23 protein-coding genes and 1 pseudogene are annotated in these 26125 nt (G+C 71.0%); 10 read left to right on the top strand and 14 right to left on the bottom strand.

Annotation, left to right across the window (positions count from 1 at the left end; all coding sequences use genetic code 11):
* Positions 1–31 precede the first annotated feature (31 nt).
* Complete coding sequence (locus tag ACQ86G_RS14705; protein WP_431261405.1) at positions 32–1495, top strand: M81 family metallopeptidase; 1464 nt, start codon at positions 32–34, stop codon at positions 1493–1495.
* Here ACQ86G_RS14705 and ACQ86G_RS14700 read toward each other — a convergent pair.
* On the bottom strand, positions 1392–3170 hold the full coding sequence (locus ACQ86G_RS14700) for a M24 family metallopeptidase (RefSeq protein WP_431261219.1): 1779 nt from the start codon (positions 3168–3170) through the stop codon (positions 1392–1394). The genes ACQ86G_RS14705 and ACQ86G_RS14700 overlap by 104 nt on opposite strands.
* 99 nt (positions 3171–3269) lie before the next feature.
* On the opposite strand from ACQ86G_RS14700, the gene ACQ86G_RS14695 reads away from it, so the two are divergent.
* Positions 3270–4808, top strand: coding sequence for a PLP-dependent aminotransferase family protein (locus ACQ86G_RS14695; RefSeq protein WP_431261218.1), 1539 nt, complete (start codon positions 3270–3272; stop codon positions 4806–4808).
* An 18-nt stretch (positions 4809–4826) separates the two neighbouring features.
* Here the strand turns inward: ACQ86G_RS14695 and ACQ86G_RS14690 are convergent, their stop codons facing one another.
* A complete protein-coding gene (locus tag ACQ86G_RS14690) occupies positions 4827–5195 on the bottom strand; it encodes a hypothetical protein (RefSeq protein WP_431261217.1) in 369 nt (122 codons plus the stop codon).
* 69 nt (positions 5196–5264) lie between these two features.
* Between ACQ86G_RS14690 and ACQ86G_RS14685 the strand changes: the two genes are divergently transcribed.
* Positions 5265–5513 (top strand): helix-turn-helix domain-containing protein, encoded by a 249-nt coding sequence (locus ACQ86G_RS14685; protein ID WP_431261216.1) that lies wholly within the window; start codon positions 5265–5267, stop codon positions 5511–5513.
* 67 nt (positions 5514–5580) lie between these two features.
* Complete coding sequence (locus tag ACQ86G_RS14680) at positions 5581–5733, top strand: hypothetical protein (protein WP_297531206.1); 153 nt, start codon at positions 5581–5583, stop codon at positions 5731–5733.
* A gap of 103 nt (positions 5734–5836) precedes the next feature.
* On the opposite strand, the pseudogene ACQ86G_RS14675 reads toward ACQ86G_RS14680, so the two are convergent.
* The 4 genes and pseudogenes from ACQ86G_RS14675 to ACQ86G_RS14660 all read right to left on the bottom strand — a co-directional run bounded on the left by ACQ86G_RS14675 (position 5837) and on the right by ACQ86G_RS14660 (position 8316).
* A pseudogene (locus ACQ86G_RS14675) lies at positions 5837–6020 on the bottom strand (CsbD family protein).
* A 117-nt stretch (positions 6021–6137) separates the two neighbouring features.
* Positions 6138–6497, bottom strand: a complete 360-nt coding sequence (locus tag ACQ86G_RS14670; RefSeq protein WP_431261215.1) for a hypothetical protein — start codon at positions 6495–6497, stop codon at positions 6138–6140.
* 176 nt (positions 6498–6673) lie between these two features.
* On the bottom strand, positions 6674–7255 hold the full coding sequence (locus ACQ86G_RS14665; protein WP_431261214.1) for a hypothetical protein: 582 nt from the start codon (positions 7253–7255) through the stop codon (positions 6674–6676).
* A gap of 149 nt (positions 7256–7404) precedes the next feature.
* Positions 7405–8316, bottom strand: a complete 912-nt coding sequence (locus tag ACQ86G_RS14660; protein ID WP_431261213.1) for a LysR family transcriptional regulator — start codon at positions 8314–8316, stop codon at positions 7405–7407.
* A gap of 90 nt (positions 8317–8406) precedes the next feature.
* On the opposite strand from ACQ86G_RS14660, the gene ACQ86G_RS14655 reads away from it, so the two are divergent.
* Complete coding sequence (locus ACQ86G_RS14655) at positions 8407–9315, top strand: inositol monophosphatase family protein (RefSeq protein WP_431261212.1); 909 nt, start codon at positions 8407–8409, stop codon at positions 9313–9315.
* On the top strand, positions 9312–9974 hold the full coding sequence (locus ACQ86G_RS14650; RefSeq protein WP_431261211.1) for an NADPH-dependent F420 reductase: 663 nt from the start codon (positions 9312–9314) through the stop codon (positions 9972–9974). The genes ACQ86G_RS14655 and ACQ86G_RS14650 overlap by 4 nt, the downstream gene beginning before the upstream one ends.
* Positions 9975–10052: 78 nt before the next feature.
* Here the strand turns inward: ACQ86G_RS14650 and ACQ86G_RS14645 are convergent, their stop codons facing one another.
* The 6 genes from ACQ86G_RS14645 to ACQ86G_RS14620 all read right to left on the bottom strand — a co-directional run bounded on the left by ACQ86G_RS14645 (position 10053) and on the right by ACQ86G_RS14620 (position 16783).
* On the bottom strand, positions 10053–11315 hold the full coding sequence (locus tag ACQ86G_RS14645) for an NAD(P)/FAD-dependent oxidoreductase (RefSeq protein ID WP_431261210.1): 1263 nt from the start codon (positions 11313–11315) through the stop codon (positions 10053–10055).
* A gap of 69 nt (positions 11316–11384) precedes the next feature.
* Entirely contained in the window at positions 11385–12632 is a 1248-nt protein-coding gene (locus tag ACQ86G_RS14640; protein ID WP_431261209.1) for an alginate lyase family protein, read from the bottom strand.
* Positions 12629–13657 (bottom strand): ABC transporter ATP-binding protein, encoded by a 1029-nt coding sequence (locus ACQ86G_RS14635; protein WP_431261208.1) that lies wholly within the window; start codon positions 13655–13657, stop codon positions 12629–12631. Before ACQ86G_RS14635 ends, ACQ86G_RS14640 begins: the two co-directional genes overlap by 4 nt.
* Positions 13658–13662: 5 nt before the next feature.
* A complete protein-coding gene (locus tag ACQ86G_RS14630) occupies positions 13663–14505 on the bottom strand; it encodes a carbohydrate ABC transporter permease (RefSeq protein WP_431261207.1) in 843 nt (280 codons plus the stop codon).
* Positions 14502–15389, bottom strand: a complete 888-nt coding sequence (locus ACQ86G_RS14625) for a carbohydrate ABC transporter permease (protein WP_431261206.1) — start codon at positions 15387–15389, stop codon at positions 14502–14504. The genes ACQ86G_RS14630 and ACQ86G_RS14625 overlap by 4 nt, the downstream gene beginning before the upstream one ends.
* Complete coding sequence (locus tag ACQ86G_RS14620; protein WP_431261205.1) at positions 15386–16783, bottom strand: ABC transporter substrate-binding protein; 1398 nt, start codon at positions 16781–16783, stop codon at positions 15386–15388. The genes ACQ86G_RS14625 and ACQ86G_RS14620 overlap by 4 nt, the downstream gene beginning before the upstream one ends.
* A gap of 134 nt (positions 16784–16917) precedes the next feature.
* Here ACQ86G_RS14620 and ACQ86G_RS14615 point away from each other — a divergent pair, with 134 nt between their 5' ends.
* On the top strand, positions 16918–17919 hold the full coding sequence (locus ACQ86G_RS14615; protein WP_431261204.1) for a LacI family DNA-binding transcriptional regulator: 1002 nt from the start codon (positions 16918–16920) through the stop codon (positions 17917–17919).
* A gap of 26 nt (positions 17920–17945) precedes the next feature.
* Here the strand turns inward: ACQ86G_RS14615 and ACQ86G_RS14610 are convergent, their stop codons facing one another.
* Complete coding sequence (locus ACQ86G_RS14610; protein ID WP_431261203.1) at positions 17946–18941, bottom strand: LacI family DNA-binding transcriptional regulator; 996 nt, start codon at positions 18939–18941, stop codon at positions 17946–17948.
* A 64-nt stretch (positions 18942–19005) separates the two neighbouring features.
* Between ACQ86G_RS14610 and ACQ86G_RS14605 the strand changes: the two genes are divergently transcribed.
* Genes ACQ86G_RS14605 through kduD form a run of 3 tightly spaced genes read left to right on the top strand, consistent with a single transcriptional unit; the run spans position 19006 to position 24209 of the window.
* A complete protein-coding gene (locus ACQ86G_RS14605; protein WP_431261202.1) occupies positions 19006–20850 on the top strand; it encodes a hypothetical protein in 1845 nt (614 codons plus the stop codon).
* Between the two features lie 39 nt (positions 20851–20889).
* Positions 20890–23427 (top strand): TonB-dependent receptor, encoded by a 2538-nt coding sequence (locus tag ACQ86G_RS14600; RefSeq protein ID WP_431261201.1) that lies wholly within the window; start codon positions 20890–20892, stop codon positions 23425–23427.
* A 2-nt stretch (positions 23428–23429) separates the two neighbouring features.
* On the top strand, positions 23430–24209 hold the full coding sequence (gene kduD / locus ACQ86G_RS14595) for a 2-dehydro-3-deoxy-D-gluconate 5-dehydrogenase KduD (protein ID WP_431261200.1): 780 nt from the start codon (positions 23430–23432) through the stop codon (positions 24207–24209).
* Between the two features lie 110 nt (positions 24210–24319).
* On the opposite strand, the gene ACQ86G_RS14590 is transcribed toward kduD, so the two are convergent.
* Positions 24320–26044 carry an ATP-binding protein gene (locus tag ACQ86G_RS14590; RefSeq protein ID WP_431261199.1) on the bottom strand — a complete coding sequence of 575 codons (1725 nt, stop codon included), beginning with the start codon at positions 26042–26044 and terminating at the stop codon, positions 24320–24322.
* Positions 26045–26125: the final 81 nt, after the last annotated feature.

The following is a 26125-nucleotide window of genomic DNA, read 5'->3' as shown; positions in this document are numbered from 1 at the left end:
CGGCACGAGCGCTGCCAGCACCGGACGAACCATGAAGTTCTTCATCGCCCACCTCGCCACCGAAACCAACACCTTCGCGCCGGCACCGACGGGGCTGGGCGGCTTCGAGGAATACGGGATCTTCCACGGCGACGCGAGCCGCCGCGATTCCGAGGGCACGGGCGCCTTCATGCGCTTCCTGCGCGAACTGATCGAGGCGGACGGTCACGAGGTCGCCGAGAGCCTGTGCGCCATCGCGCAGCCGTCGGGCCGCACGGTGCGACACGTCTACGAGGCGCTGCGCGACGAGATCCTCGCCGACCTGCGCGCGGCGATGCCGGTCGACGCGGTGCAGTTGCTGCTGCACGGCGCGATGGCCGCGGAGGGCTACGACGACTGCGAAGGCGATCTCGCGGCGCACATCCGCGAGATCGTCGGACCGGACGTCGCCATCGGGCTGGAACTCGACCTGCACTGCCACCTCACGGCGCTGATGCAGCGCTCGGCGGATGCGATCGTGGCGTTCAAGGAGTATCCGCACATCGACGCGGAGCCGCGCGGGCGCGAGCTCTACCGGATCCTCGTCGACACGGCGGCAGGCCGTGTGCGACCGGTGACTTCGACTTTCGATTGCAAGATGGTCGGGTTGTGGCACACGACGCGCGAGCCGATGCAGTCCTTCGTCGCGCGCATGCAGGCGCTGGAACGCGAGCCGGGCGTGCTGTCGGTCTCGCTCGGTCACGGTTTCCCTTGGGGCGACGTGCCAGAAGCGGGCGCGAAGCTCTGGGTCGTGACCGACAACGATCCGGCGCTCGCGCGGTCACTCGCTGAACGGCTGGGGCGCGAGTTCTGGGACCTCCGCGACGCGATCGCACCGGAGCTGATCGATGTCGACGGCGCGCTCGATCGCGCGCTCGCGCTGGGCGAGGGTCCGGTCGTGCTGGCCGACATCGCCGACAACCCCGGCGGCGGCGCGCCGTGCGACAGCACCTTCCTCCTGCGCCGCATCGTCCAGCGCGGCATCGGCAACGTGATCGTGGGCGCGCTCTGGGATCTCGGCGCCGTCCACATCTGCCGCGACGCGGGCGTGGGCGCGGAGCTCGACCTGCGGATCGGCGGCAAGTGCGGGCCGGCCTCGGGCGATCCGCTGGACCTGCGGGTGGTGGTGCGCGCGGTGGTCGAGGACCACACGCAGTCCGCGCTCGGCACGCGCGAGCGGCTCGGCACCTGCGTGCGGGTCGAGGCGGCGAACGGCGTGCACATCGTGCTCTGCTCGATCCGCACGCAGACCTACGGGACGGACGCGTTCACCGGCCTGGGCCTGACGCTGGAGAACAAGGCGCTGATCGTCGTGAAGTCGACGCAGCACTTCCACGCTGAATTCGCGCCCATCGCCAAGGCGGTGCTCTACGTCACCACGCCCGGCGCGATGAACTGCGACTTCGCGAGCACGCCGTATCGGCTGAGGTCGCTGGACTACTGGCCGAGGGTGGCGGATCCGCACGGGTTCGGCTGACGCAGGAGCACGTCCTCGAAGAAGGCGCCGATCGGCCGCACCTGATCGCGGACCTGGATCTCCAGCACCCAGAGACCCTCCCCCGGCGCGAAGCCGGCCTGCGCCAGCTGGTGCCGGCCGTAGAGCGCGTGGGGAAGTCGGACACGCGGTGACCGGCCATCTCGCGGACCAGCGTGCAGCCGTGGCGTTGCGCCGCCGTCTCGGCCAGCGCATAGAGGTCCACGCCGCTGGCGCCGCCCACCCACGCCGTGCGCGCTTCCGCGAACACCGCGCGCGCGGCCTCGGCGCAACGCCGATGCGCCTCGTCGTCGCCGAAGACGAAGGTGTCGCCGTAGTCGCCTTCGTAGCCGTCCCAGACCGGGCCGATGTCGATGAAGACGATGTCGTCCGCGCGCAGGCGTCGCGAGGGATCGCCCGGCTCGCGCGAGGTGCAGGTCGTGTCCTCGCCGAAGCGCACGATCGTCGGATGCCAGTTGCGCTGCGAGCCCAGCGCGCGCAGCCGCTCATCGGCCAGGAGACGCGCCTCCTCCCCTGACATGCCCGGTCGCAGCAAGGCCGCGATGTCCTGCACGGCGACGATCGAACGCTCACGCGCCGCCACGATGCCGGCGAGGTCGAACTGCGGCCCGCTGCGTTCCCAGTCGTGCGCCGCATCGTCCCGACCGCTGGGAACGAACGCGTCGGCATGCCAGCGTGCGGCGGGCAGCCCGGCGGCCTGCAACGCCAGACGCGCGTCACGCAGCATCCCCGGATGACCGCAGGCGTGCACGCGCACGCTCGACCAGTCGTGCCCATCCGCCAGCGCATGGTCCTGCACATGGCGTTGCAGGGCGCCATCCTCCCCCGCGTGGCCCTTCGTCGCTTCCGGCGACACCGCCTGCCAGCGCAGCCGGCCATCGGCCGCCGCCCAGGCGTCCAGTTCCGCGCGGGCGTAGTGGTCGGCCGCATGACGTCCGCCCCAGTACAAGGTGACGGCAGGCGTCGCGGGATCGGCCAGCGCCGCCTGCAGCAACGCCCGCACGCCGGCGTAGCCCGTGCCGGTGGCCAGCAGCACCAGCGGGGTGTCCGGTGCGGGCATCGCGGGCGCGCCGAACGGCGCCTCGACGTCCAGCACCGCTCCGGGCATCAACCCACCCAGCAGCGCCTCGGAGAAGCGGCCGCCCGGCACGCGACGGATCTGCAGCTCGAGGGGATCGCGCGGATCCTCGCGACGGTTGGCGATGGAGAAGCAGCGGTGGTCGCCGTCGGGCAGCCGGATGCGCAGGTGCTGACCTGCGTGTGTCGCCACTTCGCGGCCTGGATCGAGCACGAGTTCCACGACATCCGGACTCAGCGGTCGGCGCGCGAGCACGCACATCTCGACTCGCTGCGGCGGCGCTTGAGGGACCCAGTCCGGAACCCGCAGGACGACGTCCCCGCGAGCGCGCACCTGACACATCAGCACGCGCCCCGGGCCGGGGTCGATCGCGGTCGCCGAAGCGGTCGAGGCGTGTTCGACATCGCCTGAGAGGCAGTCGGCGGCGCAGGATCCGCACGCGCCCCGCTGGCAGGAGAACGGCACCGAAAGCCCGGCCGCCAGCGCGGTATCGAGCACGCTCGGATGAGCGGCCATGGGCAAACGCACACCATGGGGCATGAGGGTGAACGTGTCGGAGGAGGCGTCGAGGACTTGCATGGAGAGCGATCCTGCCTACACTGTGGCCTCCCCGGAATAGCCACTTCCAACCTTTTGAGCAAGCCACTTTCCACCCGCCGTTCGAATGCCGATGCCGGCATGGGGCGCGCGCCTTTCGATCTTCCCGCGCTCCCACTGGTCGACGGCGAGACGCGTCAGGCCTGGGTGTATCGACTGCTGCGGGAGGCCATCCTGCAGGGGACGCTCAAGGCGGGCATGCGTGTGCCTTCGTCGCGCGCGCTCGCGCAGCGGCTGTCGGTGGCGCGCTCGACGGTCGAGGTCGCCTTCGACCAACTGCGCGCGGAGGGTTACGTGGCCGGCGTGGTCGGCTCCGGGACCTACGTGAACGCCACGCTGCCCGACCAGTTCCTGCGCCCCGAACGGTCGGCGCGAGCGGCGAAGGCGATGCCGACCCCGGTGCCGATGCCCTCGTCGACGCCGATGTCTGCACCGATGCCTCTGTCGATGTCGTCAAAGGCGCCCCGCTCAGCCACCGCGCGTCCGACCCGCCACGATGTGACCTTCGTCGCGCGGGTGGCCGACGCGGCGTTGTTCCCGCTCGCCGAGTGGCGCAGCCATCTGCAGGCGGCGGCTCGCGGCACGCAGCTGCGGGCGAGCGCCGAGGACGATGCCTTCGGCGCGTGGGAACTTCGGACAGAGGTCGCGCGGTACCTCGGCGCCGCACGGGGAATGGCCTGCGATCCCGCCCAGGTCATCGTCGTCGCGGGCATCCGTCAAGGCCTGAACCTCGCGGCACGCGTGCTGCTGCGCGCGACGGACAAGGTGCTGATCGAGGACCCCGGGTACTCCCTCGCCGCCGACATCTTCGCGCCCTTCGCGCGACGCCTGGCCGCCGTGGCGATCGACGACGCAGGCTTCTCGGTCGCGCGGGCGCGCCGGCATGCCGGTGTGCGGCTCGCCCACGTGACGCCGGCGCACCAGTCACCGACGGGGGTGACCATGCCGGTCTCGCGCCGCCTGGAGCTGCTGAGCTGGGCGCGGGAGCGCTCGGTGTGGCTGCTGGAAGACGACTACGACAGCGAGTTCAACTACCGCAGCGCCCCGCTGCCCGCGCTCAAGAGCCTGGACAAGGACGACCGCGTCCTCCACTGCGGCAGCTTCAACAAGACCATGTTCGCCGACCTGCGCATCGGCTACGCCGTGGTGCCGCGGGCGCTGGTGCCCGACTTCGCCGCGGCGTGTCGCGCAATGGGGCCGTCGGTCGGCCTGATCGAGCAACGCGCGCTCGCGACGTTCATCGCCGACGGCGGGCTGGCGCGTCACATCCGGCGCACGCGCGCCGTGTACGCGCGGCGACGGGAGCGCATGCTCGGGACCTTGCGCCGGGCGGTCGCGCCGGCGCCGCTGCGGACCAGCGGTGAACACGGCGGTTTCCACTTCACCTGGTGGCTGCCGGAAGACGTGCCCGCCGACGCCCTGGTGGAAGCAGCCGCCGAGCGCGGGTTGCGGCTCGAACTCGTGGCCGAGTTCTGCCAGCGCGTGAGGGCGGCACCCGGGGTGCTGCTGGGCGACAGCGCGTTGGGCGAGGCGTCCCTCGACGACGCGCTGCCCCGGCTCGAGGCCGCCATCGCGGCGGCGCGACAGTCGGGTCGCCAGGCACGGCCGAGGCGGCCTTGACCCCGGCGCCGTCCCGCGTCAGGGCCGGTCGAACGTGAAGGTCACCTCCAGCGACCGCAGCGCCAAGGCGCACCGCCAATCGGACATGGCGGCCATGACGTTGTTCTTCACGGCGCGCTGCGCCTGCCTCGACAGGTCCGCAGGCTGTTCGAGCAGGCGGATGTCCAACTCGGTCACCCGACCGCCTTGCACACCGGCCTTCACGCCGACGACCAGGCGCCCATGCCATTCGGGTGCGTCAGGCGCCTCGGGCGCGGGCAGCTGGGCGCAGTCGGGCATGGTCTTGAAGTCGACACGCGCCGGCACACCGGGAGCAGCGAACGCGGGCGACAGGAGCTGGGCTGCGAGCAGCGTCATCGCGGCGGCTGGAAGGAGACGGGGGTTCATGCGCGCCACTTTACAAGCTCCTCGCGTTGCGCCGGCACGTCTGGCCTCCTGCGGAGAGAATGACGTCCCATGGCACAAGGCAAACGCATCTCCGTGGACATCGACGACGGCGCCCTCGAGGCGATCAAGGCGCTGGGCGCGGCGGTGAAGGCGGCACGCACGGCGGCCGGCGAGAGCCAGGGCGCAGCCGGCGCGCGGCTGGGCGTGCACGTCCAGACCATCGCGCGCATCGAATCCGGCGAGCCCGGCGTCGCGATCGGGCATGTGTTCGGGATGCTGGCGTTGTACGGGATCAGGCCGGGGCTGCCGGCGAAGTGACTGGAGGGCCTGGGCAGTAGTAGAGTGCCGCCATCCCGACCCTGAACCACCAGAAGGAAATCGAGCCATGCCAAAAGGCGAGCAACGCAACGACAAGGCCAACAAGAAGCCGAAGAAGGACACCAGCACGCCCAAGGAGTCGTCCTCCGTCTCCACGCGGCCGGTCGCGCCGATGACGGCCGTGATGCCCAAGGGCAAGCTGAAGAACAAGCCGGGCTGAGCGTCGGTCGGGCCTGATCGACAGCGCCGGGCCAGACCATGAAAAACGCCGGCGGGACGCGAGTCCCGCCGGCGTTGTCATTGGCGCCGGGCGATCAGGGCGATCAGTGCTTGCCCGCGTCCTTGGCCGCTTCCTTCACGTCGCCGTAGGCCTTCTGGGCCTTGCCGTCGACCTGCTTGGGCCAGGCCCTTGGCCTGTTGTTCGGTGCTGCCGATGACCTCGCCGGTCTTCTGCTGCACCTTGCCTGCTGCGTCCTTGACGGCGCCCTTCACTTGGTCCTTGTTCATCGTCTACTCCAGAAAGTTACTGCGTATCTCGCAGGGTGCGATGGCACGGACTTGATCCTAGGCGCGCCTCCGTCCGCCGCGTGACGGCGGGCGGCGCGTCCTGCCGTCGGTGTGGTCCTACAGGCCGTCGCACTCGCGCGCGAACGGGTTGCGCCGGGGCATGTTCGCGATCTCCTGCAAGGTCCACAGCTCGGCCGGCGTCATGTGGACCAGTTCGCCCAGCGCCGGCAGCCGGTCCGTCGGGATCGTCCGGCCGCCGGTGCGCGCCTCGCTGACGTGCTGCCGGGGAACTTTCAGGTGACGGGCCAATGCGGCCTGGCTGCCGCACAGGCGCACGGCGCGGTCGACCGCGCCTTGCCAGGTCGGTGTCGAACCGTCCGCGTCGCGGGCGTCCGACAAGGGGCTCGGGAAGGCGCCCGGGGCCTTCGGAAGGAGGCTCGGGAGGATGTTCGGGAAATGGGTGCCAAGAGTTTCCATGACGGGAGATCCTGCTGCCGCGTCGGCGGACAGCCGATGGCGCCACGTCTGCCCGCGGGCGACGACGGCGTGACCTCATCGGGCGGGCGCGGCGACGGCGCCCGGACGATGCGGAACGGCGGAACGCGCGAGGTCCGCGCCGGGGCAGGGACGTGTTCGCGCGCCGTGAAGGCCGTTCAGCGCCGGGGTGGTCGCTCCAGCGGCATGGCACCGATGCTCCGCCAGGACGGCGGCCCGGTCATCGGCCAATCGCCGTTGGCGCTCGCGGGCAGCGGAACCCGCGGCATGTCGACGTTGGCCATGGGCAGGACGTAACCGCCCAGCGCCGCCGCATCGCTCAAGGACGGCCCGTCGTGGGCGTCCAGCACGACGGTGGCATCGTCGGCCAGGTGATGGTGGCGCTCGAAGAGGCCATGGGCATGGACGTGCGCCGGTTTCGCGCCACGTTGGAACTGCGCCTGGACCTGCTGCTGCCGCGCCCGCGCGGTGTCGAGGACCTGCGATCCCTCCTGGCCCGCGAGCGCCTGCAGCCCTTGATGGACCAGGTCGCGCCAGGTCTGCGCCAGCGATCGGCCCTCGTGCCCATGGTCGGCCACGGGTACGGTGCGGTGGTGATGCGCCGGGCCGAGCGTGGTCAAGCGCGCGCCCGCGGCGCCGTACAGCGGAACCGCTGCGCACAGCAGCAACAGCAACGCGCTTCGCGCCTGGCGGAGCCAGCCGGCGAAGGTGCGGGCGAAGGATCCGGTCGCTGAGCGCATCGCGACACAGGGTCGCCGAGCTTCATGTCAACCGCATGACCGGGTGCCCCGGACAGCAGGTGGCGTCCCGGATTCTCGGGGCGCCCCCGGGGAGCGTCTGCTTCCCGATGGCGTCGCCGCAGCAGGCGTAGCCGTCATCAGGACGTCGTTCAGGCCTCGCCTGGCGCGAGCAGCATCGCCACGAGGCGGCGGACCTGCCCGCGCAGCCAGGCATGGGCCTGGTCGCCCTCATGGCGCCGATGCCAGGTCGCCACGACGGGCAACGCCGGCGTGCGCAGCGGCATCGGCACCACCTTGAGCTTCAGCGCCCGCGCGGCGCCCACGCCGATCCGTTCGGGCACCAGTGTCAACAGATCGGCGCCGGCCACCCACGCCAGCGCCGCTGCCGCCGTGGGAGCGGCGGCCACCACGCGGCGCGCCAGCCCTTGGGCGGCCAGCGCATCGTCCACCGCGTCGCGCAACCGGCCGCGTCGCGAGACCGTGACGTGCTCCGCCTGCGCGTAGTCGCGCAAGGTCAGCTTGCGGCCCGCCAGCGGGTGGCGGGCGCGCATCACCACCATCGGCCGGTCCTCGCCGAGCACCTCGTGCAGCAGCTCCGCCTGCGTCGGGATGGCCGCGCCGATCTGCAGGTCGACCTGCCCCTGCCGCAGTTCCTGCGCGTCGGACGCGCCCTCCGCCGGCATGCGCAGCACCGCCAGCGGCGCGTCCTTGCGCAGCGCGGCCAGCAGCGGCGGACCGAGCGCCGCAGCCAGCGCATCGTGGCACTGGATCGTGAAGGTCCGTTCCACCTCGGCGATGTCGAACCGGCTCTGCCGTGCCAGCACCGTCTGTGCCCGCAGCACCACGTCGTGCACATCCGCCTGGATGGACAGCGCATACGGCGTGGGCGTCATGGCACGGCCGTTGCGCACCAGGATGGCATCGCCCGTCATGTGACGGATGCGGTCCAGCGTGCGGCTCATCGCCGGCGAACTCACGTGCATGCGCGCCGCCGCACCGCCCACGCTGCCTTCGTCCAGCAGGGCATCCAGCGCCACGAGCAGGTTCATGTCCAGTTGCATGGCGGTTAACTTACCGGTCAGCTCAATTGATTTGATGTTAATCGGTCGACTGCCAACAATCGATCCCATCGACACCCCCAGGCACCCACCATGACCTCCTTCGATACTGACCTCCGAGCCGCCGAGCGGCTCGCCGACATCGCCGCTTCCACTCCGCAGGACGGCGCCGTGCTGGCCGCCGCCGTCGCGGCCGTCCGACTCACCGGCCGGCATCTGCTGGCGACCTTCAATGAACGGACCCGGACGCCCGACAACCTCGACCGCCTGGTCCACGCCATCCACGCCAACGACGACGCGTCGCTCACCGTCGCCCGCCGGCTGCTGGAACGCGCCGTCCCGGCGGCAGGCTGGGTGGACGACGAACTCGAAGGCGGCGAACTCCCCCACGGGGACTGGTGGATCTTCGACGCCGTGGAGGGCAACGTGAACCATGTGCACGGCCTGTCCGAATGGGGCATCAGCGCGACGCTGGTGCGCGACGGCGCACCGCAACTCACGGCCGTGTACGAGCCCGTGGCCGACCGCCTCTACACAGCGGTGCGCGGCAGCGGCCTCGCGGCGGTCAACGGCGAACCCTTGCGACCGTCGACCAAGACCGAGCTGAAAGCGGCCATCGTGACCACCGGTCAGGCCAGGCCCGGCGAATCCGCGCAGACCTACCAACGGATCGGCACCTCGGTGACGGCGATGCTGAATGCCGCGCTGGTAGTGCGGATGACGGTGCCGGCCACGTTCCAGCTCGGACTGGTCGCCGGTGGGCAGACGGACGCCTTCTGGCAGCACAGCGATGTGCGGTCCGGCCTCGCGGCCGGCGCGCTGCTGGTGTCCGAGGCCGGCGGCTCGGTGACCGACCTGCAGGGCCGACCCTGGACGTTCGCCAGCAAGGACTTCCTGGCCTGCGCGCCGGGCATCCGGGGCGAAGCGCTGTCCGTCCTGGGAGAAGTGGCTGACGAGGTAGCCGAAGAAGTGGCTGGAAAAGTGGCGGGAGAAGTGGCATGAACAGCGACCTGCACCCCGTCAGCCTCCTCGGCGCCGGACGTGTCGGCGCCAACCTGGCGCGCGCCTTCGCCGAACGGGGCCACGCCGTGACCGTCGGGCATCGCACGCCGTCCACGGGCGCCCGGGCCTGGCAGGGACCACCGGTCCGCCACGCCACGCTGGCCGAAGCGGCCGCGGCATCGCCGGTCGTCTTCCACGCGACGCCGGGCCACACGGCGCTGGACCTGCTCACCGGCCTGCGCGTCCCGTTGCGGGACAAGGTGCTGGTGGACGTCTCCAACGCCACCGTGCGTCAGCCCAGCGGCGCGCCGGGCGACCTGCTGTATCCGGACGGCAGCCTGGCCCAGCGCCTCCAGGCGGCGCTGCCGGAGACCCGCGTGGTGAAGGCGCTGAACACGATGTTCTTCACTGTCATGACCGCGCCGCGCAGCCTGGCCACGCCGGCGCAGGCCTTCCTCAGCGCCGAGGACCCCGACGCCAAGGCGCAGGTGCGGGCGCTGCTGGCCTCGCTGGGATGGCCGGACGAGTGGATCCTCGACCTCGGCGGCATCGCCAGCGCGCGCGCCACCGAGGCCATGATCCTGATGGCGCCGCACATCGTGGCGGCCAAGGGGTTCAAGCCGTTCGCGTTGACGGTCGCGTCGACGGCTCGCGCCTGATCTCGGCACGACTCTGCGCCGGCATTTGCGGCTCATCTCTTGAGCCGCATTTCGTCAAATGCGGCTCACGCGCCCGATTCAGCCCAGGTAGGCCGCCGCGCCGTCCCCGGCGACCAGGCCGCTGGCCAGGGACGCCGTCAGCAGATAACCGCCCGTCGGCGCCTCCCAGTCCAGCATCTCGCCAGCGACGAACACACCGGGACGCGCCGTCAGCATCAGACGCTCGTCCAGCGACTCGATCGTCACCCCGCCCGCGGTGCTGATGGCTTCCGCGACGGGACGCGCGGCGCGCAGGCGCAGCGGCAGTGCCTTCAGCGTGCGGGCGAGCGTCGCCGTGTCGGCGTACTCGTCCTTCGTGAGCACCTCGTGCAGCAGGCCGGCCTTCAGACCCTCGATGTTCAGGCGGCTCTTCAGGTGCGAGGACAGCGAGCGCGAGCCGCGCGGATGGGCGACCTGCGCCAGCACCCAGTCCGCATCGCGGCCCGGCAGCAGGTCCAGGTGCACGAGCGCCTCGCCGTCGCGCTCGAGTTTCTCGCGCAGCAGCGCGGAGGCGGCATAGACCAGCGAGCCTTCGATGCCGGTGGCGGTGACGACGAATTCACCCTGGCGCGAGAACTGCCGACCGTCGACGCCGTCGGCGCTCAGCGCCACCGGCTTGAGCGGCTGCCCGGCGAACTTGTCGGCGAAGAACGGCGACCAGCCCGGCGCCGCGCCGTCGCGGGTCGCGCCGAGATCGAAGCCGCAATTGGCGGCCCGCAGCGGCGACACGGTCGCGCCGACGTCGGCGAGCAGCGGCGCCCAGGCGCCGTCCGAGCCCAACTGCGGCCACGACGCGCCGCCCAGCGCGAGCACGACAGCGTCCGCGCTCACGGTCGTTTCGCCCTCGGGCGAGCTGAAACGCAGCCCGCCGTCCGCGTCCCAGCCGAGCCAGCGATGGCGCATGTGGAAACGCACGCCCTGCGTGCGCAGGCGGGACAGCCAGGCGCGCAGCATCGGGGCGGCCTTCAGGTCCTTGGGGAAGACGCGTCCGGACGTGCCGACGAAGGTCTCGACGCCGAGGCCCTGGGCCCAGGCGCGGAGCGCTTCGCCGTCGAAGCGGTCGAGCCAGGTGCCGACCGCGGCCTGGCGCTCGAAGTAGCGCGAGTCGAACTCGGGACGCGACTCCGAGTGCGTCAGGTTGAGGCCGCCCTTGCCCGCGAGGAGGAACTTGCGGCCGACCGAGGCCATGGCGTCATAGAGGTCGACGGACAGCCCGGCATGGGCGAGACGCTCGGCGGCTATGAGGCCGGCGGGGCCGCCGCCGATGACGACGGCGCGACGGGAGGATTCGGAGGTAGGCATGGGATGGAGGGTACCGCGCAAGGCCGCGCAGTGTGCCAGAGGCGGCCAGGGGCGCCTCGACCCCGACGCTCACCCCTGCGACGGACGCGCCCTGTCCGGGGTGCCCGGCGGCACGCTCCACAGCAGCCAGTCGACCGCCTCCGTGCGCGGCGAGACGGCGGCAGCCAGCAGCGGCTGGTCCACGCCCGTGGAGAAGCGCGTCATCAGCAGGATCGGCACCAGCTTGGCGGGGTCGATCGTCGGCTCCGTGCTCGTGGCGTGACGCCAGCGCTCCGGCGACAACGCGGCGCTCTGCAGGAGCGCGATGGCGCGCAGCAGCCGCGGTTCGCGCCAGAGGTCCACATCGCCGCCCTGCCCGTAGCGCGCCAGGCGCGTGGCGGCTTCCAGATTGAACGCGCTGTAGTGGAAGGGCCGCGTGCGCGCGAGTTCGAGCGGCATGCGGCCATCGTCCTCGATCTGCGGCTTGAAGCGCCGCGCCGCCACGGTCGCCAACCGCGCCTTCGCCTTCGCCGCTTCGCCGGTGAAGCGCAGGCAGTTCACCAGCTGCGCGTCGAAGAACATGCCGTGGTTGTTGTCCGCGGCGTCCTCGTCGCGGGCGATCGGGCTGGTCTGCATCCACTGCGTGAAGTCGACGAACCACTGGCGCAACGCGGCGAGATCGGCATCGGACAGGACGCCGCGCGCGTTCAGGAGCAAGGCCGCGTCGATCACCATCCAGAGATGGCGGGTGTCGATGAGCCCTTCCGCCCTGCCCTCGACGATGCCCGGGATCGCCTGTCCGTAGCGCAGATGCGGCCGCATGCGCGTGCGGGGCGCGAGGAACCAGTGACGCAGCGCCTCGGCCGCCTTCGCCGCATGATCGTCCGGCGCGCCGAAGTGATGCGCCAGCGTGAGGTCGAAGACGTCGCGGCAGAACGCGACCATGCGGTCGGAATCGAGCGCGTCGCCCGCGACCTGCGGATTGCGCTTGCCGTCGCGGCGGACGTAGGGCAGCCCGTCCGGCGTATCGGGATTGGGCCACCAGTAGGGCCCCATGCTCATGTAATCGTTGCGCGAGCCCGAAGGCGGCAGCATCGTCTTGTCGACGACGCTGCGCAGCGGCGTCTTCAGCGCCTTGGCGGCCCGGGTCCGCAACGCGGCATGGGCGGCGGCCAGGCCGTCGTCCCCGGCGCGCAGACGACGGCGCGTCTCGTCGAGGGCGCCGTGGTCCAAGGTCACCAGCGTCACCGACGGCGCGTCCGCAGGGGCAGCCTGAGCGCGGCTCAGCAACAGACCCAGCGGCAGGCCCAGCAACACGTCACGTCTGCGCACGCTCATACCGCCTCCTGCCGCAGGCCGCTCTGCGCATCGAAGAAATGCAGGTGCCTGCGCAGGGCGCTGACGCTGACCGTGCTGCCGTTGCTGAGTTGGGGCCGGTCGGGCACGTTGACCACCAGAGGGCCGGCGGCGCTCTGCAGGTTGAGCTGCGACTGCGCGCCCATGAACTCGATGGACTCGACCCGGCAGTCGAAGGCGACCGCCGCATCCGGAACCCGGCCCAGTTGCAGATGCTCCGGCCGCACGCCGAGCTGCAGGCGCGTCGTGTCCAGCGCCGTGCCCAGTTCCCCCGGCAAGGGACAGAAGTTCATCGCCGGAGAACCGATGAAGCCGGCGACGAACCGGTTCGCCGGCCGATCGTAGAGCTCGGTGGGGCTGCCGCTCTGCTCGACGCGACCGTCGCGCAGCACGACGATGGTGTCGCCCATGGTCATGGCCTCGACCTGGTCGTGGGTCACGTACACCGAGGTCGTGCGCAGCCGCGCATGCAGCGCGCGGATCTCCTGGCGCACCGCGCTGCGCAGCGCGGCGTCGAGGTTGGACAGCGGCTCGTCGAACAGGAAGGCCGCCGGCTCCCGCACCATCGCCCGCCCCATCGCGACGCGCTGCCGCTGGCCGCCGGAGAGCGCGGCCGGCCGGCGCTCCATCAGCGGCTCCAGGCTCAGCATGCGCGCGACCTCGTCGACGCGGCGGCGGATCTCCTCCGCCGGCCGCTTCATCAGCTTGAGGCCGAAGCCCATGTTCTCGCGCACCGTCATCTGCGGATAGAGCGCGTAGCTCTGGAAGACCATCGCGATGTCGCGCGCCTTGGGCGGCTCGCGCGTCACGTCGCGCCCGCCGATGAAGAGCTGGCCGCTGGTCGCCTCCTCCAGCCCCGCGATCGTGCGCAGCAGCGTGGACTTCCCGGAGCCGCTGGGCCCCACGAGCACGCAGAACTCCCCGTCCGCGATGGACAGCGAGACATCCTTGATGACGTCGACATGGGCGAAACGCTTGCCCACGCCTTTCAGTTCGATGGTGGCCACGCTCACTAGCCTTTCACGGCACCGGCCAGCAGGCCGCGGTTGAAGGATTTCTGCAGACCCAGGTACACGAGGATGCTGGGCAGCATGGCGATCACGCTGATCGCGATGAACACGGCGGGTTTCATCGTCTCGTCCGCGCGCACGGTGGCGAGCGCCACCGGCAGCGTGTAGAGCGACTCGTCGTTGGTGACCAGCAGCGGCAGCAGGTACTGGTCCCAGATCATGATGAAGCCGAAGACCGCCGCGCTGCCCAGCGCGGGCCGGCACAGCGGCAGGATGACGTGCCGGAAGATCTGCCAGTCGCTGGCGCCGTCCACGCGCGCGGCCTCCTCGAGGTCGATCGGGATGGCGCGCATGAACTCGCAGAGCATGAAGATGGAGAAGCCCCAGCCGACGACCGGCAGGATCATGCCGAGGTGCGTGTCATGCAGGCTGGCGCCGACCAGCGGGAGCTGGCCCAGCACGAGGAACAGCGGGATCGCGATCACCTCGTCCGGCAGCATCATGGTCGACAGGATCAGGAAGCTGACGATGGCCAGGCCGCGGAAGCGCTTGCGCGCCAGCGCATAGGCGGCCAGTGCGCTGACGCCGAGCTGCAGCACGGTGCCCACGAGCACGACGACCATCGAGTTCAGCAGGTAGCGCCACACCTTGGCCTCCACCCAGGCGTAGCGGAAGTTCTCCCAGGTCGGCTGCTCCGGCCACCACAGCAGCCGGCCCGGCGCGATGGTGACGCCGGACAGCGCCGTCATCAGGAAGGCCCAGAAGGGGCCGGCGAACACGATCAGCACCAGGCCGTAGAACAGGATGCGCAGCGGCGCGGCGAGCGGGGATTTCGAAGCGGTCATCGACGGCGGCGCCAGGCGAGGTAGACGGCGGTGAGCGCCGCGGTGACGAGGAAGAGCAAGGTCGAGGCCGCGGCGGCGAAGCCGTAGTCCAGCTCCTGGAAGCCCTGCTTGTAGATCTGCGTCATGACGACTTCGGTGCTGCCTGCCGGGCCGCCGCCGGTGGTCGCATAGACCTCGGTGAAGACGCGGAAGCCGCGGATGAAGCCCAGCGTGCAGATCACCGTGACGGCGGGCGCCAGGCCCGGCAGCGTCACGCTGGTGAAGCGCTGCCAGGCGTTGGCGCCGTCGACGGCGGCGGCGTCGTAGAGCTCGCTGTTGATGCCGGCCAGGCCGGCCACGAAGATGACCGTGTCGTAGGGCACGTGCTTCCAGACATGCATGCCGACCAGCGCGGCCAGCGCCTGCGACGGATCGGCCCAGAAACCCTGCGGTCCGATCCCGACCAGCCCGATCACCGTGTTGACGACGCCGTCCGGCGTCGGCGCGTAGAGGATGCGCCAGATCTCGGCGGCGACGGCCGCGCTCGTGACCGCCGGCAGGAACATCGCCGTGCGGATGAAACGCATGTGACGCGCCGTCCCCTGCAGCGCCTGCGCCAGCAGCAGCGCGATGGAGGCCGACAGCAGCACGGTGACGACGACGTAGAGCAGCGTGCGGCCGGCCGCGTCCCGCAGCGCGGCGTCGCCGAGGACGCGCTCGAAGTTGTGCCAGCCGACGTAGGTGTCCGCGCCGCCGAAGTTGACCTTGTGGACGCTCATCACCAGGCCCTTGACCATGGGGATGAACTTGAACCACGTGAAGACCAGCAGCGCCGGCGCGAGGAAGAGCCACGGCGCCCAGCCCGAACGTGAACGCGAACGCGACACTGAACGACCGATGCTCATTGCGCCTCCTGACGGGCGAGCTCGGCGTTGAAGCGCTGGTTGAGCGCGCGCAGCTCGCCGGGGATGTCCTGGCTGCAGTGCGCGAGGATGGCGTTGAAGCCGTCGGCCGCGAGCTGCTGCAGGCGGGACCAGTTGCGGGCCTGCGGCATCGGATGGCCGTGGCTGCGGTATTCGTCGGCCACCATGGCCCAGCGCGCATCGCCGTGGATGGCGCCGGCGTCCAGCGTGCGGTCGACCGGCAGCCGGACCACGGGCAGCCCGCCGTCGGCCGCCTGCATCCCCATCGTCTGGCCTTGCGGCGAGATCAGGAACTCGACGAAGCGCCTGGCCTCGCCCGGATGCCGGCCGCGCGTCGTGAGGTAGGCCAGTTCGCCGCCGGCCATGCTGGCGCGCTGTCCGGTGGGTCCGGCCGGCAGGGGCACGACCTCGTAGCGCGCGCGCCCCGGCTCCTTGTCGAACAGCGCGATGTGATACGGGCCTGACAGGTAGATGCCCGCCTGGCCCGAGCTGAAGGCCTTGTTGGTGTCCTGCGTCGCGGCGTTGATGGCGTTGGGCTGGACGCTGCGGTCCTCGCAGACGAGGCGGCGGAAGAAGGTCAGCGTGGCGCTGGCGGCCGGCTCGTCCAGCGCGCCGTGGGCGCGGCCGTCCGCGCCGCGGCGCTGGAACTCGCCCCCGGCCTGGAAGAGGAAGGAACTCAGCGAGGCCGCCGCATAGCCGCGCGCGGCGGTGCCGGCCAGGGCCAGGCCGTAGGTGTCGCGACGGCCGTTGCCGTCGGGGTCGCGCTCGGTGAAGGCGAGCGACAGCGCGGCCAGCTCGTCCCAGGTGCGCGGCACCGGCAGGCCCAGCTTCTCGCGCCAGTCGCGCCGGATGAACAGCACATGGGTCTGCACCGATACCGGCACCCCGTAGGTCTTGCCGTCGGGCAGCGTCGCGGCGCGCCAGGCGCTGTCCAGCAGCCGGTCGCCGCCCGCGATGCGGCTGCGGTCGATCTCGGCGGCCACGCCCATGTTGACCAGCTGACCCGCGGCCCCGATCTCGTTGACGATGACGTCGGGCATGCGGCCGCCGACCGCGGCGCGCGCCAGGCGCGGCTCGAAGTCGGTCATCGCGTTGAAGTACTCGACCCGGATGCCGGTCTGCTTCGTGAAGGCCGCGGCGATCGCGTCGTAGGTCTTGCGGCCGTCCTTGGAGGAGCGCGTCCACACCCGCAAGGGCTCGTCGGCGGACGCCGCCTGCGCCGGGCCCGCCAGCGGCACGGCCAGCAGCGGCATCACCAGCAGCGGCATCACCAGCAGCGACCGTAGCCGCAACTGCAGCCGCAGCCGCAGCCGCAGCCGCGACCGCAGCCGCAACCGCGCCGACAACTTCCTGAAAGAGGTATAGCGGTTAACCATCCATTCATTGTGATGACGACAGGCCTCGCTGTAAACGTCGACGCATGTAGCGAAAACCCTGGCAACAAAGGCCAACAGAGGGACTTCCATTTCCCGGCGCGCTCACTATCATTGAAGTTAAACGCTTGACCGAAATGATTAACAAACGACTCCCCACCCTTCGCGACGTCGCCGCTGCGGCGAACGTCTCCACGGCCACCGTGTCGAAGTACTGCAGCGGCAGCGGACGTTTCTCGCCCGCCGTCGAGGCCAGCATCCAGGCCGCCATCGAGCAGCTGGGCTACCGCACCAACCACATGGCCCGCTCGATCGCGACCGGGCGCAGCGGCGCGGTCGGGCTGGTGGTGCTGGACCTCGGCAACCCGCACTTCACCGGCATCGTCAAGGGCGCGAGCCGCGCGGCGCAGGCCGGCGACTACAGCCTGGCCTTCGTCGACACGTCCGAGAGCCAGGCGCCGGAGCGCCACCTCGTCGAGACCTTGTCGCGGCGGGTGGACGGCCTGGTGGTCAGCTCGCGCCTGGCCGACGAATCCATCGAGTGGCTGAACGCGCTGGGCAAACCGGTCGTCTTCTTCGGCCGCTATGGCCACGCGGGCGTGCACAGCGTCGGCGCCGACGGCTATCAGGCGGGACTGATGATCGGCCGCCACCTGATGTCGCTGCAGCACCGGCGCGTGACCTACGTGGGTTTCCCGGGCTCGCGCTGGAACGCGGAGCGCATCCGTGGATTGGGCGAGGCGCTGGCCGAGGCGGGCCGCACGCTGGACATGCTGGACGTCGACGCGCCCTCGCCCGAGGCGGGCGAGTCGGCCGCGTCCCGCCTGCTGCATGGCGGCGCGCGCCCCGACGCGATCGTGACCTACAACGACCTGATCGCGCTCGGCCTGATGAACGAGGCCCGCACCCTGGGCGTCAGCATCCCGCGCGACCTGTCCATCGCCAGCTTCGACGACATCGCGTACGGCCGCTACACCAGTCCCACGCTGACCTCGGTCGCGATGAACAGCGAGCGCATGGGCGAGCTGGCGATGCAGCGGCTGCTGAAGTTGATCAACAACGACCTGGAACGCCCCTTCGACGAGGTGCTCGCGCCGCGGCTGGTCGTGCGCGAATCCACCGCCCGGCGGGCCTCATGAGCCCGCAGCGGATGCCAGTGGGGGCGTCAGCCGGCGGCCCGCGTCGAGCCCCGCACGACCAGTCGCGGGGTCAGGTCATGCCCGCGCACGGGCGCGTCCTCGCCGTCGATGGTGGCGATCAGGTCGCGCATGGCCCACTCGCCGAGCGCGTCCGCATGCAGGTCCACGCTGGTCAGCGGCGGACTCAGGAAACGGCCAAAGGGCATGTTCTCGATGCCGGCGACCGACACGTCCTCCGGCACAGACAGGCCCAGGTGCCGGGCCTCCGACATCAGGCCCATCGCGATGAGGTCGTTGCAGGTGGCGATCGCCTGCGGCCGCTTCTGGCCGAGCAGCAGGCTGGAGGCCACGCGGGCGCCCTCCTCGGCCGTCGGGCTGGTCACGGGATGCACCGTCAGCGCGACGCCCGCCGCCTGCAGCGAGCGCTGCATGCCCTGCAGGCGGTCGGCATTGCCGGGCTGCGCCTCGCAGGCGATGTAGGCGATGTCGCGGTGGCCCAGGCTCAGCAGGTAGCGGCCCAGCATGGCCGCGGCCTGTTCCTCGCCGCTGGGCGCCTGCGACGGCTCGCTCGCGCGGTTCAGGTCGACGAAGGGCCGGCCGTAGCTGGACAGCAGCTGGCGCGCCTCGGCGGGCAGCGCGGCGGCCAGCACGATGCCGTCCACCTGCATGCCGGTCACGCGCGCCAGTTCGCGCTCGGGCGACTCGCTCTGCAGCAGGTCGACGAAGAGCAGGTCGTAGCCCAGCGCGGTGGCCGCGCGACTCGCGCCCTTGATGACGGCGGCGGTGTACGGGTTCTCCACGCCGTAGACCAGCGCCGCGATGGCGCCCGAACGGCCCGTGACCATGCTGCGCGCCGCCAGGTTGGAGCGGTAGCCCACCTGGTCGATGGCCTCGGCGATGCGCCGCTCGACCGCCGCGGTGAAGCGCTGCTTGCCGTTGACGAATTTGGAGACCGCCGCCGTCGATACCCCGGCCAGCTCGGCGACGTCGCGCAGGGTGGCTGGGGATTTGGTCGGAGGCATGGGAGGTCTATGAACGGCAGGAGATGGATGCGGATTCTCGTACAGGACCACGCGGAGCGGACACATGATGCGCACTGATCGTCACCCGCCTCACCATGCAGCGCACGCACCGCACCCACCGCATCACGGCCGGTCGCTCAACGCGCTGGTCCGCGCCGAGGTGCTGCCCCAGCTGGCCGACTACTTCTCGCTGCTCGACGCCCATGGCCTCGATGCGCGCTTCAATGGCGCGCCGGTGTTCGGCCAGGGCGACGTCTTCCTGCCCGGCAAGATCGCCATCGGCCTGGCCCACCTGCTGACGCTGACGCCGCGCGACGCCGCGCCCTTCGCCGGCTACCTCAGCGGCACGCGGCGGCTGATGACGCTCATCGGCACGCTGCCCATCGAGAGCTGGGGCATCTACTACGCGCTGATGGGGCTGAACCGGCTGCGCAAGGCGGGGCTGCTGGAGGCCGCAGTCGAACCGGCGTGCCTGGCGCGCCTGAAGGGCACGCTGGACTGGCGCCACTTCGTCGACGCCGGGTCCTTGCGGCTGATGGCCCTGCCGACCAACTACTACGGCGTCGCCTTCGGCATCGCGCGGCTGCGCATGCTGATGGGATGGGAGGACGCCAGCGCCGGCGACGCGCTGCTGACGAAGACGCTGGACCACTACGAGCGCTACTCGGGCGAGTTCGGCTTCTCCGACGAGACCGAGGGCGAAGGCCGCTTCGACCGCTACAGCATCCTGCTCGCGGCCGAGTTCTGCGAACGCTTCATCGAGACCGAGCTGCCGGTCACGCCGCGGCTCACGACGCTGCTGGCCCAGTCCGCGCAGCTGGCGCTGCAATGCGCGAGCGCGGACGGCGACGGTTTCGGATTCGGTCGCAGCATCGGTCCCTACGGCGACACCGGCATCGTCGAGATCTTGGCCACCGCGGCGCGCCTGGGCGTGCTCGACGACGAGGAACGCCGCTACGCCTACGCCTTCTGCGTGCGGGCAGCCGCCAAGTACGTGGACTTCTGGGTCGACCGCGGCATGAACTCCGTCAACCTGTGGCGCGACGGCCGCCGGACCGACGGCTACCGCGGCACGCACCGGATGCTGGGGGAGAACTTCTCCCTCATCCACCAGCTGCTGTCCACCACCGAGCTGTGGGCGGAAGCCGGCCAGGCCGACGAGCTGCCGCCGGACGATCTCGGCGGCTGGCTGACGCGGCGCCAGCCGGCCTTCCAGCTCAACTGGTTCGCGCGCGGGCACTACGAGCGCGCGCTGGTCACGCGGCGCGATCGCGGGCGGGTCTTCACGCTGCCGCTGATCAACGGCGGCGAGGGGCAGCACGACAACGCGCCGTATTACCCGATCCCCTTCTCGCCCCGACTCATCGAAGGCCTGCCCGAAAGCGGCGCGGACCATCCGCAACTGCTGCCTCGCCTGGTGCTCGCCGACGGCAGCGTGCTGCTCCCGACGTCCTTCATCCAGGAGATCAAGACCTGGCACGAGGGTGACGAGCAGGTGCTCCGCTATCGCCAGCCCGGTCTGAACCGCGTCGGCGAGCGCGGGCCGGTCCTCGACACGCGCGTGACGCTGACGACCGAGTACCGCTTCGGCCCCGGGCGCATCAGCCGCGTCGACGTGCTGCATCCCGATCCGTCGCTGGAGATCACGTCGCTGAGCCTGGCCTTCGCCTGCTTCTCGTCGGGCGCACGGACCGGCAACTTTGGCGGCGGCTTCGGCGTCGATTTCGACGACGGCGGCATTGCCCGTTTCGAAGCGCAGGGCTACGACGTCCTCGATGTCCAGGAGCCGCCCGCCCGCGGTCTCGAAGGACTGACCAGCGGCCCCGCCCGCACGCATCTGCAGTTTTCAGGAACGGCCTCGCAGAAGGCCGCCCCGCTTCAAGTCCGGTGGACCTTGAGCTACCGGTAGCCAAAGCCGACCAGGCACCAAAAAAAATGGAGACAGGCAATGAAGAGGTTCGTACCCGGAAGGACGCCGATCGCCGTCGCACTGCTGGCCCTGGCCGCGCAGTCGGCGCAGGCGCAGCAGGCGCCGCAGACGACGGAGGCCGCCGCCAAGGCCCGGACGGCGGCCCAGACCGCCAACGCGGCTGCCAACACGGCCGCCAACCCGGCCGCCACTCAGGCTGATGCCGCGCAAGCGGCCAAGCCCAAGGAAGACGCCCGGCCCAAGGACGATCCGCCTGCGGAGCGGCCGCAGCTGGAACGCGTCGAGGTGACGGCCAGCAAGCGCGTCGAGCGGCTGGAGAGCGTGCCGCTGGCGATCTCGGTCTTCACCAGCGAGCGGCTGGAGCGCAGCAACGTGCGCTCGCTGGAGGACGTCATCGAGCTGACGCCCGCGCTGACGGTCACCTACGGCTCGACGCCCGCCAACAACGGCCTGAACATGCGCGGCATCGGCACCTCGTCGATCGGCATCGGGGTCGAATCGGACGTGTCGGTCATCATCGACGACGTGCCCATGAGCGCGCAGTTCATGGCCTTCCGCGACCTGGCCGACGTGCAGCGGGTCGAGGTGCTGAAGGGCCCGCAGAGCACGCTGTTCGGCAAGAGCGCCATCGCCGGCGCGATGCTGATCACGACCAAGCCCATCGGCGGCGCGCTGCGCGGCGACGCCAGCGCCTTCATCACCAACGACGGCGAGCAGCGGTTGCGCGTCTCGATGGGCGGCGAGATCGCGCCCAAGCTCGGCTTGCGCATCGCCGCGGCCGGCAGCGAGTTCGACGGCAACCTCAACAACCTGGCCACCGGCAGGAAGGTCAACGGCAGCCGCGACCGCACCCTGATGCTCAAGCTGGCCTGGCATCCGACGGACGAGATCGACGTCGAGTTCACGCCGACCTACAACAAGACCCGCAACGACTGCTGCACCTATGCGCTGACCAGCTTCGGGAACCTGCAGAGCGGCTACCTGAGCGGCGTCGCGGCGTTGCCCGCCTCGCGGCTGCTGGCCGGCATCACGCCCGGACCGGCCAACCGCGACGTGCGCATGGATTCGCCGACCGGCATCGAGTCGGAGACCAAGGGCGCCTCGCTGCGGATCAACTACGCCGCGCCCAACGGCATGGCGCTGACCTCGATCACCTCGACGCAGCGCTACTCCGCCAACGACTACCGCGACCAGGACTTCACCGACGTCCACACGCTGCTCTACTTCCCGATCGCCGCGGGCAAGTCCACCGTCGGCCGCGACGCGGGCTACGTGCAATACGGCACCTACGTGATCGACTCCAAGACGCAGGAGCTGCGCCTGACCTCGTCGGACACCGGCAACCTGCGCTACGTGGCCGGACTCTGGTGGGCCAGCACAGAGATCGACCGCACCTTCGTGCGCGGCTTCGACGGCATCGCGCTGTCCACCCCGATCGCGTACTTCGGCGACACCTCCAACCGCAACACCGCGATCTACGGCCAGGCGTCCTGGGAGTTCCGGCCCGGCACGACGCTGGTGGCGGGCCTGCGCCAGAACCACCAGGTGTCGGGTTACGGCCTGACCCTGGGCAATCCGCCGCCGGCGGACTTCACGCCGACGGCGTCCTATTCGAGCCGCCACAACAAGGAGGACTCGACCACCGGCAAGCTCAGCCTGCAGCATCAGTTCACGCCCGGCCTGATGGCCTACGTGATGACCTCGACCGGCTACAAGGGCAAGGCCTACGACATCACCAGCGGCCTGACCGCGCAGACGGCGGCGCAGCAGCCGGTGCCTTCGGAATCGGCGCGGCACTGGGAGCTGGGGATGAAGGGCAACTTCTTCGCCAACCGGCTGACGGTCAACCTCGCGGCCTTCGACACCCGGTTCAAGGACTACCAGCAGAACTCGGGCGGCTACCTGCCGGGCACCTCGACCTACGTGACCCGCCTGAGCAGCATCGGCGGCGTGCAGACGCGCGGGCTGGAGATGGACGTGGCCGCGCTGGTCACGCCCGACTTCATCGTCAACGCCGACGTGGCCTACACCCGCGCGACGGTCTCCGACTGGCCCAACGCGCCCTGCTACAACGTCGGCGGCACGGCCAACGGCGGCTTCAACCCCGAGTGCATCCGCAACAACCCCGTCTACGGCGGACAGAACACCCAGGACCTGGCCGGGGGCGTGATGCCCAATGCGCCGCGATGGAAGCTGGGGCTGTCGGGGCGCTACGACCTCGCGTTGACCGACGCCCCGTTCAACCTGTTCTTCAGCGGCAACTTGCGCCACCGCGGCGAGGTCCAGACCAACATCAACCAGGATCCGTCGCTGATGTCGCCGGCGGTGACCGTGGTCAACGTCGGCTTCGGCCTGAAGGCCAAGGGCGGCCGCTACCAGCTCGGGTTCTTCATCAACAACCTGTTCGACCGCCACTACGCCAACACCGGCTTCAGCGGCCTGGGCACCTGGCGCGTGAACCCCACCAACAGCGGCCCCTCCCAGCCCCACACCACGTGGACCCCGGCGCGCGACGCCTTCCGCTACACGGCACTCCGCCTGGACGTGAAGTTCTGACCATGAGCACCCTCCCCCTCTTCGACCTCGCCGGCCGCACGGCCGTCGTCACCGGCTGCAACACCGGGCTGGGCCGCGCGATGGCCCTGGGCCTGGCCCAGGCCGGGGCCGACATCGTGGGCATCAACCGCTCCGATCCGGGCGACCTGGCGGCGGCGGTGGCCGCCCTCGGCCGGCGCTACGTGGACCTGAACGCGGACCTCGGCGCCGACCTGTCGGACCGCGGCGGCGCGACCGATCTCATGGCCGCCGCCGCGGCCGCGGTGGACGGACGCATCGACGTGCTCGTCAACAACGCCGGCATCATCCGGCGGCAGGCCGCCATCGACTTCAGCGAAGCCGACTGGGACGAGGTGATGGCGGTCAATCTCGGCGCCGTCTTCCGGCTGTCGCAGGCGGCGGCGCAGCGCTTCGTGACGCAGGGCTCGGGCGGCCGGATCGTCAACGTCGCCTCCATGCTGTCCTTCCAGGGCGGCGTCCGCGTCCCCTCCTACACGGCCAGCAAGAGCGGCGTGCTCGGGCTGACGCGCGCGCTCGCCAATGAATGGGCGCCGCTGGGCATCAACGTCAACGCGATCGCGCCGGGCTACATGAGCACCAACAACACCGCGGCGCTGCGCGAGGACGCGCAACGCAACGAGGCCATCCTGGCACGCATCCCGGCGGGGCGCTGGGGAGACCCGCAGGACCTGACGGGCGCGATCGTGTTCCTGGCCTCGGACGCCGCGCGCTACGTGCATGGCCACACGCTCGCGGTGGATGGCGGTTGGCTGGCTCGTTAGCCTGTTAGCTTGTCAGCGAGGTCGGCCAAGGGGGCCGCCGTGGCGCGATGGCGGCACGCACTGCATGGCACGATGGGGATGCGCCCAGCGCGCCGCGCGCGTCCTGCCGACTAGGCCGCAGTCGGCACCGCCGGCAGCTCCAGCGTGAACCGGGACCCCTGCCCGCTCTCGCTGTCCACGAGGATGCGGCCGCCCATGCGCTCCATCAGCTGCTTGCAGATGACGAGCCCGATGCCGTGCCCGGGCTGATCCACGCGTCCCAGCCGGTTGAAGGGTTGGAACAGCTGGGAGCGCTGCTCGGGGCTCAGCCCGATGCCGTTGTCGGCCACCTCGATGCGGAAGCCGCGCGGTTCCGCGCAGGCGCGGACCTTCACCCAGCCGCCGCGCCGGTTGTACTTGATGGCGTTGGAGATGAGGTTGTGCAGCACCTGCTCCAGCCGGATGGGATCGGCCTGCACCAGCGGGAGGGTGCTGTCCTCCTCGGGCGTCATGCCGACCTGCAGGTCGATGCCGGCCGCGTCCGCCGCCGGCTGCGCGAGCTCCACCACCCGGCGCAGCAGCGGCCCCGCCTGCAGGGGCAGCGACTGCACCGTCAGGGTGTTGGCCTCGACGCGCGACAGCGTCATCATGTCCTCGATCAGCACCAGCAGGTGCTTGGCCGCCTCGTCGATGTGCCGCAGCCGCGAGTGCTGCAGGTCGTCCAGCGGCCGCTTGGGATCGTGGGCGAGCAGCTGGCTGAAGCCCAGCACCGCGTTCAGCGGCGTGCGCAGCTCGTGGCTGGCCTGGGACAGGAACTCGCTCTTGGTCTTGCTGGTGACCTCGGCCAGCTCGCGGGCCCGGTCCACGTCCTGCAGGCGCATGCGCTCGACGAGCTCGCGCTGCAGCAGTTCGCCGCGCAGGCGCACCTGGCGCTGCAGCGCGCGGTTCCAGAGCAGCGTCACCCCCAGTCCCGCGATCACCAGCGCCAGCGCGATGCCCACGCCCCACAGCGTCCGCCGCTGCCAGCGCATCGCCGCCGTGTCCTGCGTGATCCAGCGGTCGGCGATGGCCTGGCGCTCGCTGTCGCCGATGCGCGTCAGCGCCTTGTCCAGGATGCGGCCCAGCATCGGCCAGTCGCGGCGGTAGCCGATGCCCAGCCCGTAGGCGAAGCCGATGTCGTCCACCACGCGCAGGTTGCCGATGCCGTCGCGCCGCATCAGGTAGGTCGCGCCGGCCAGGTCCATCACCGCCGCGCCGACCTCACCGCCGGTCAGCCGGCGCAGCACGGAGCGATCGTCGATCTCGACCTGCAACGGGTTGGTCGCGTAGCGGTCGCGCAGGAATTCCGCCACCGCGTAGCCCCGCGCCACCGCCACCGGCTCGCCCGGCCGCAGCGGATCGTCGCCCGCGCCGGCGCGGCGCAGCAGCACCGCCGGGACCGTGATGTAGGGCCGCGTGAAGCCGAAGCGCTGCGCGCGCTCCGGGGTCTCGCGCAAGGACATCTGCACGTCGAGCGTGCCGGCGGCCAGCGCGTCCAGGTTGTCGGCGAAGGGCCGCGGCGGCTGGAATTCGAAGTGCAGCCCGGTGAGCTCCGTCAGGCGCCGCGTGTAGTCCATCGACAGGCCGGTGAGGCGGCCTTCCTCGTCGACGTAGGTGAACGGGCCGTAGCTGGCCGAGCCGCCGACCCGCAGCACCGGATGCTGCGCCACCCAGGCGCGCTCCTCGGCCGTCAGCCAGTCGCGCGGGTCCGCGTGGCCCTGCCCCGCCAAGGCCAGCCACGCCGCCAGGGCCGCCACCAGGATCGGCAGCAGCCGCGGCAGGATGCGGAGGATTCGGGGGAGTGCGAACGGGACCACGGGACCATTGTGAGCCCACGCCCCCCTTTGGAGGGGAAGGGCTCTCCCGCATCCAGGGTGGTCCCTGTCAGAAGTGTCAGG

The organism is Roseateles chitinivorans, from assembly GCF_050632145.1.
Taxonomy (GTDB): domain Bacteria; phylum Pseudomonadota; class Gammaproteobacteria; order Burkholderiales; family Burkholderiaceae_C; genus Roseateles; species Roseateles chitinivorans_B.
Note: the sequence above shows the minus strand (reverse complement) of the source record. Positions and strands in the feature narration are given on the sequence as shown.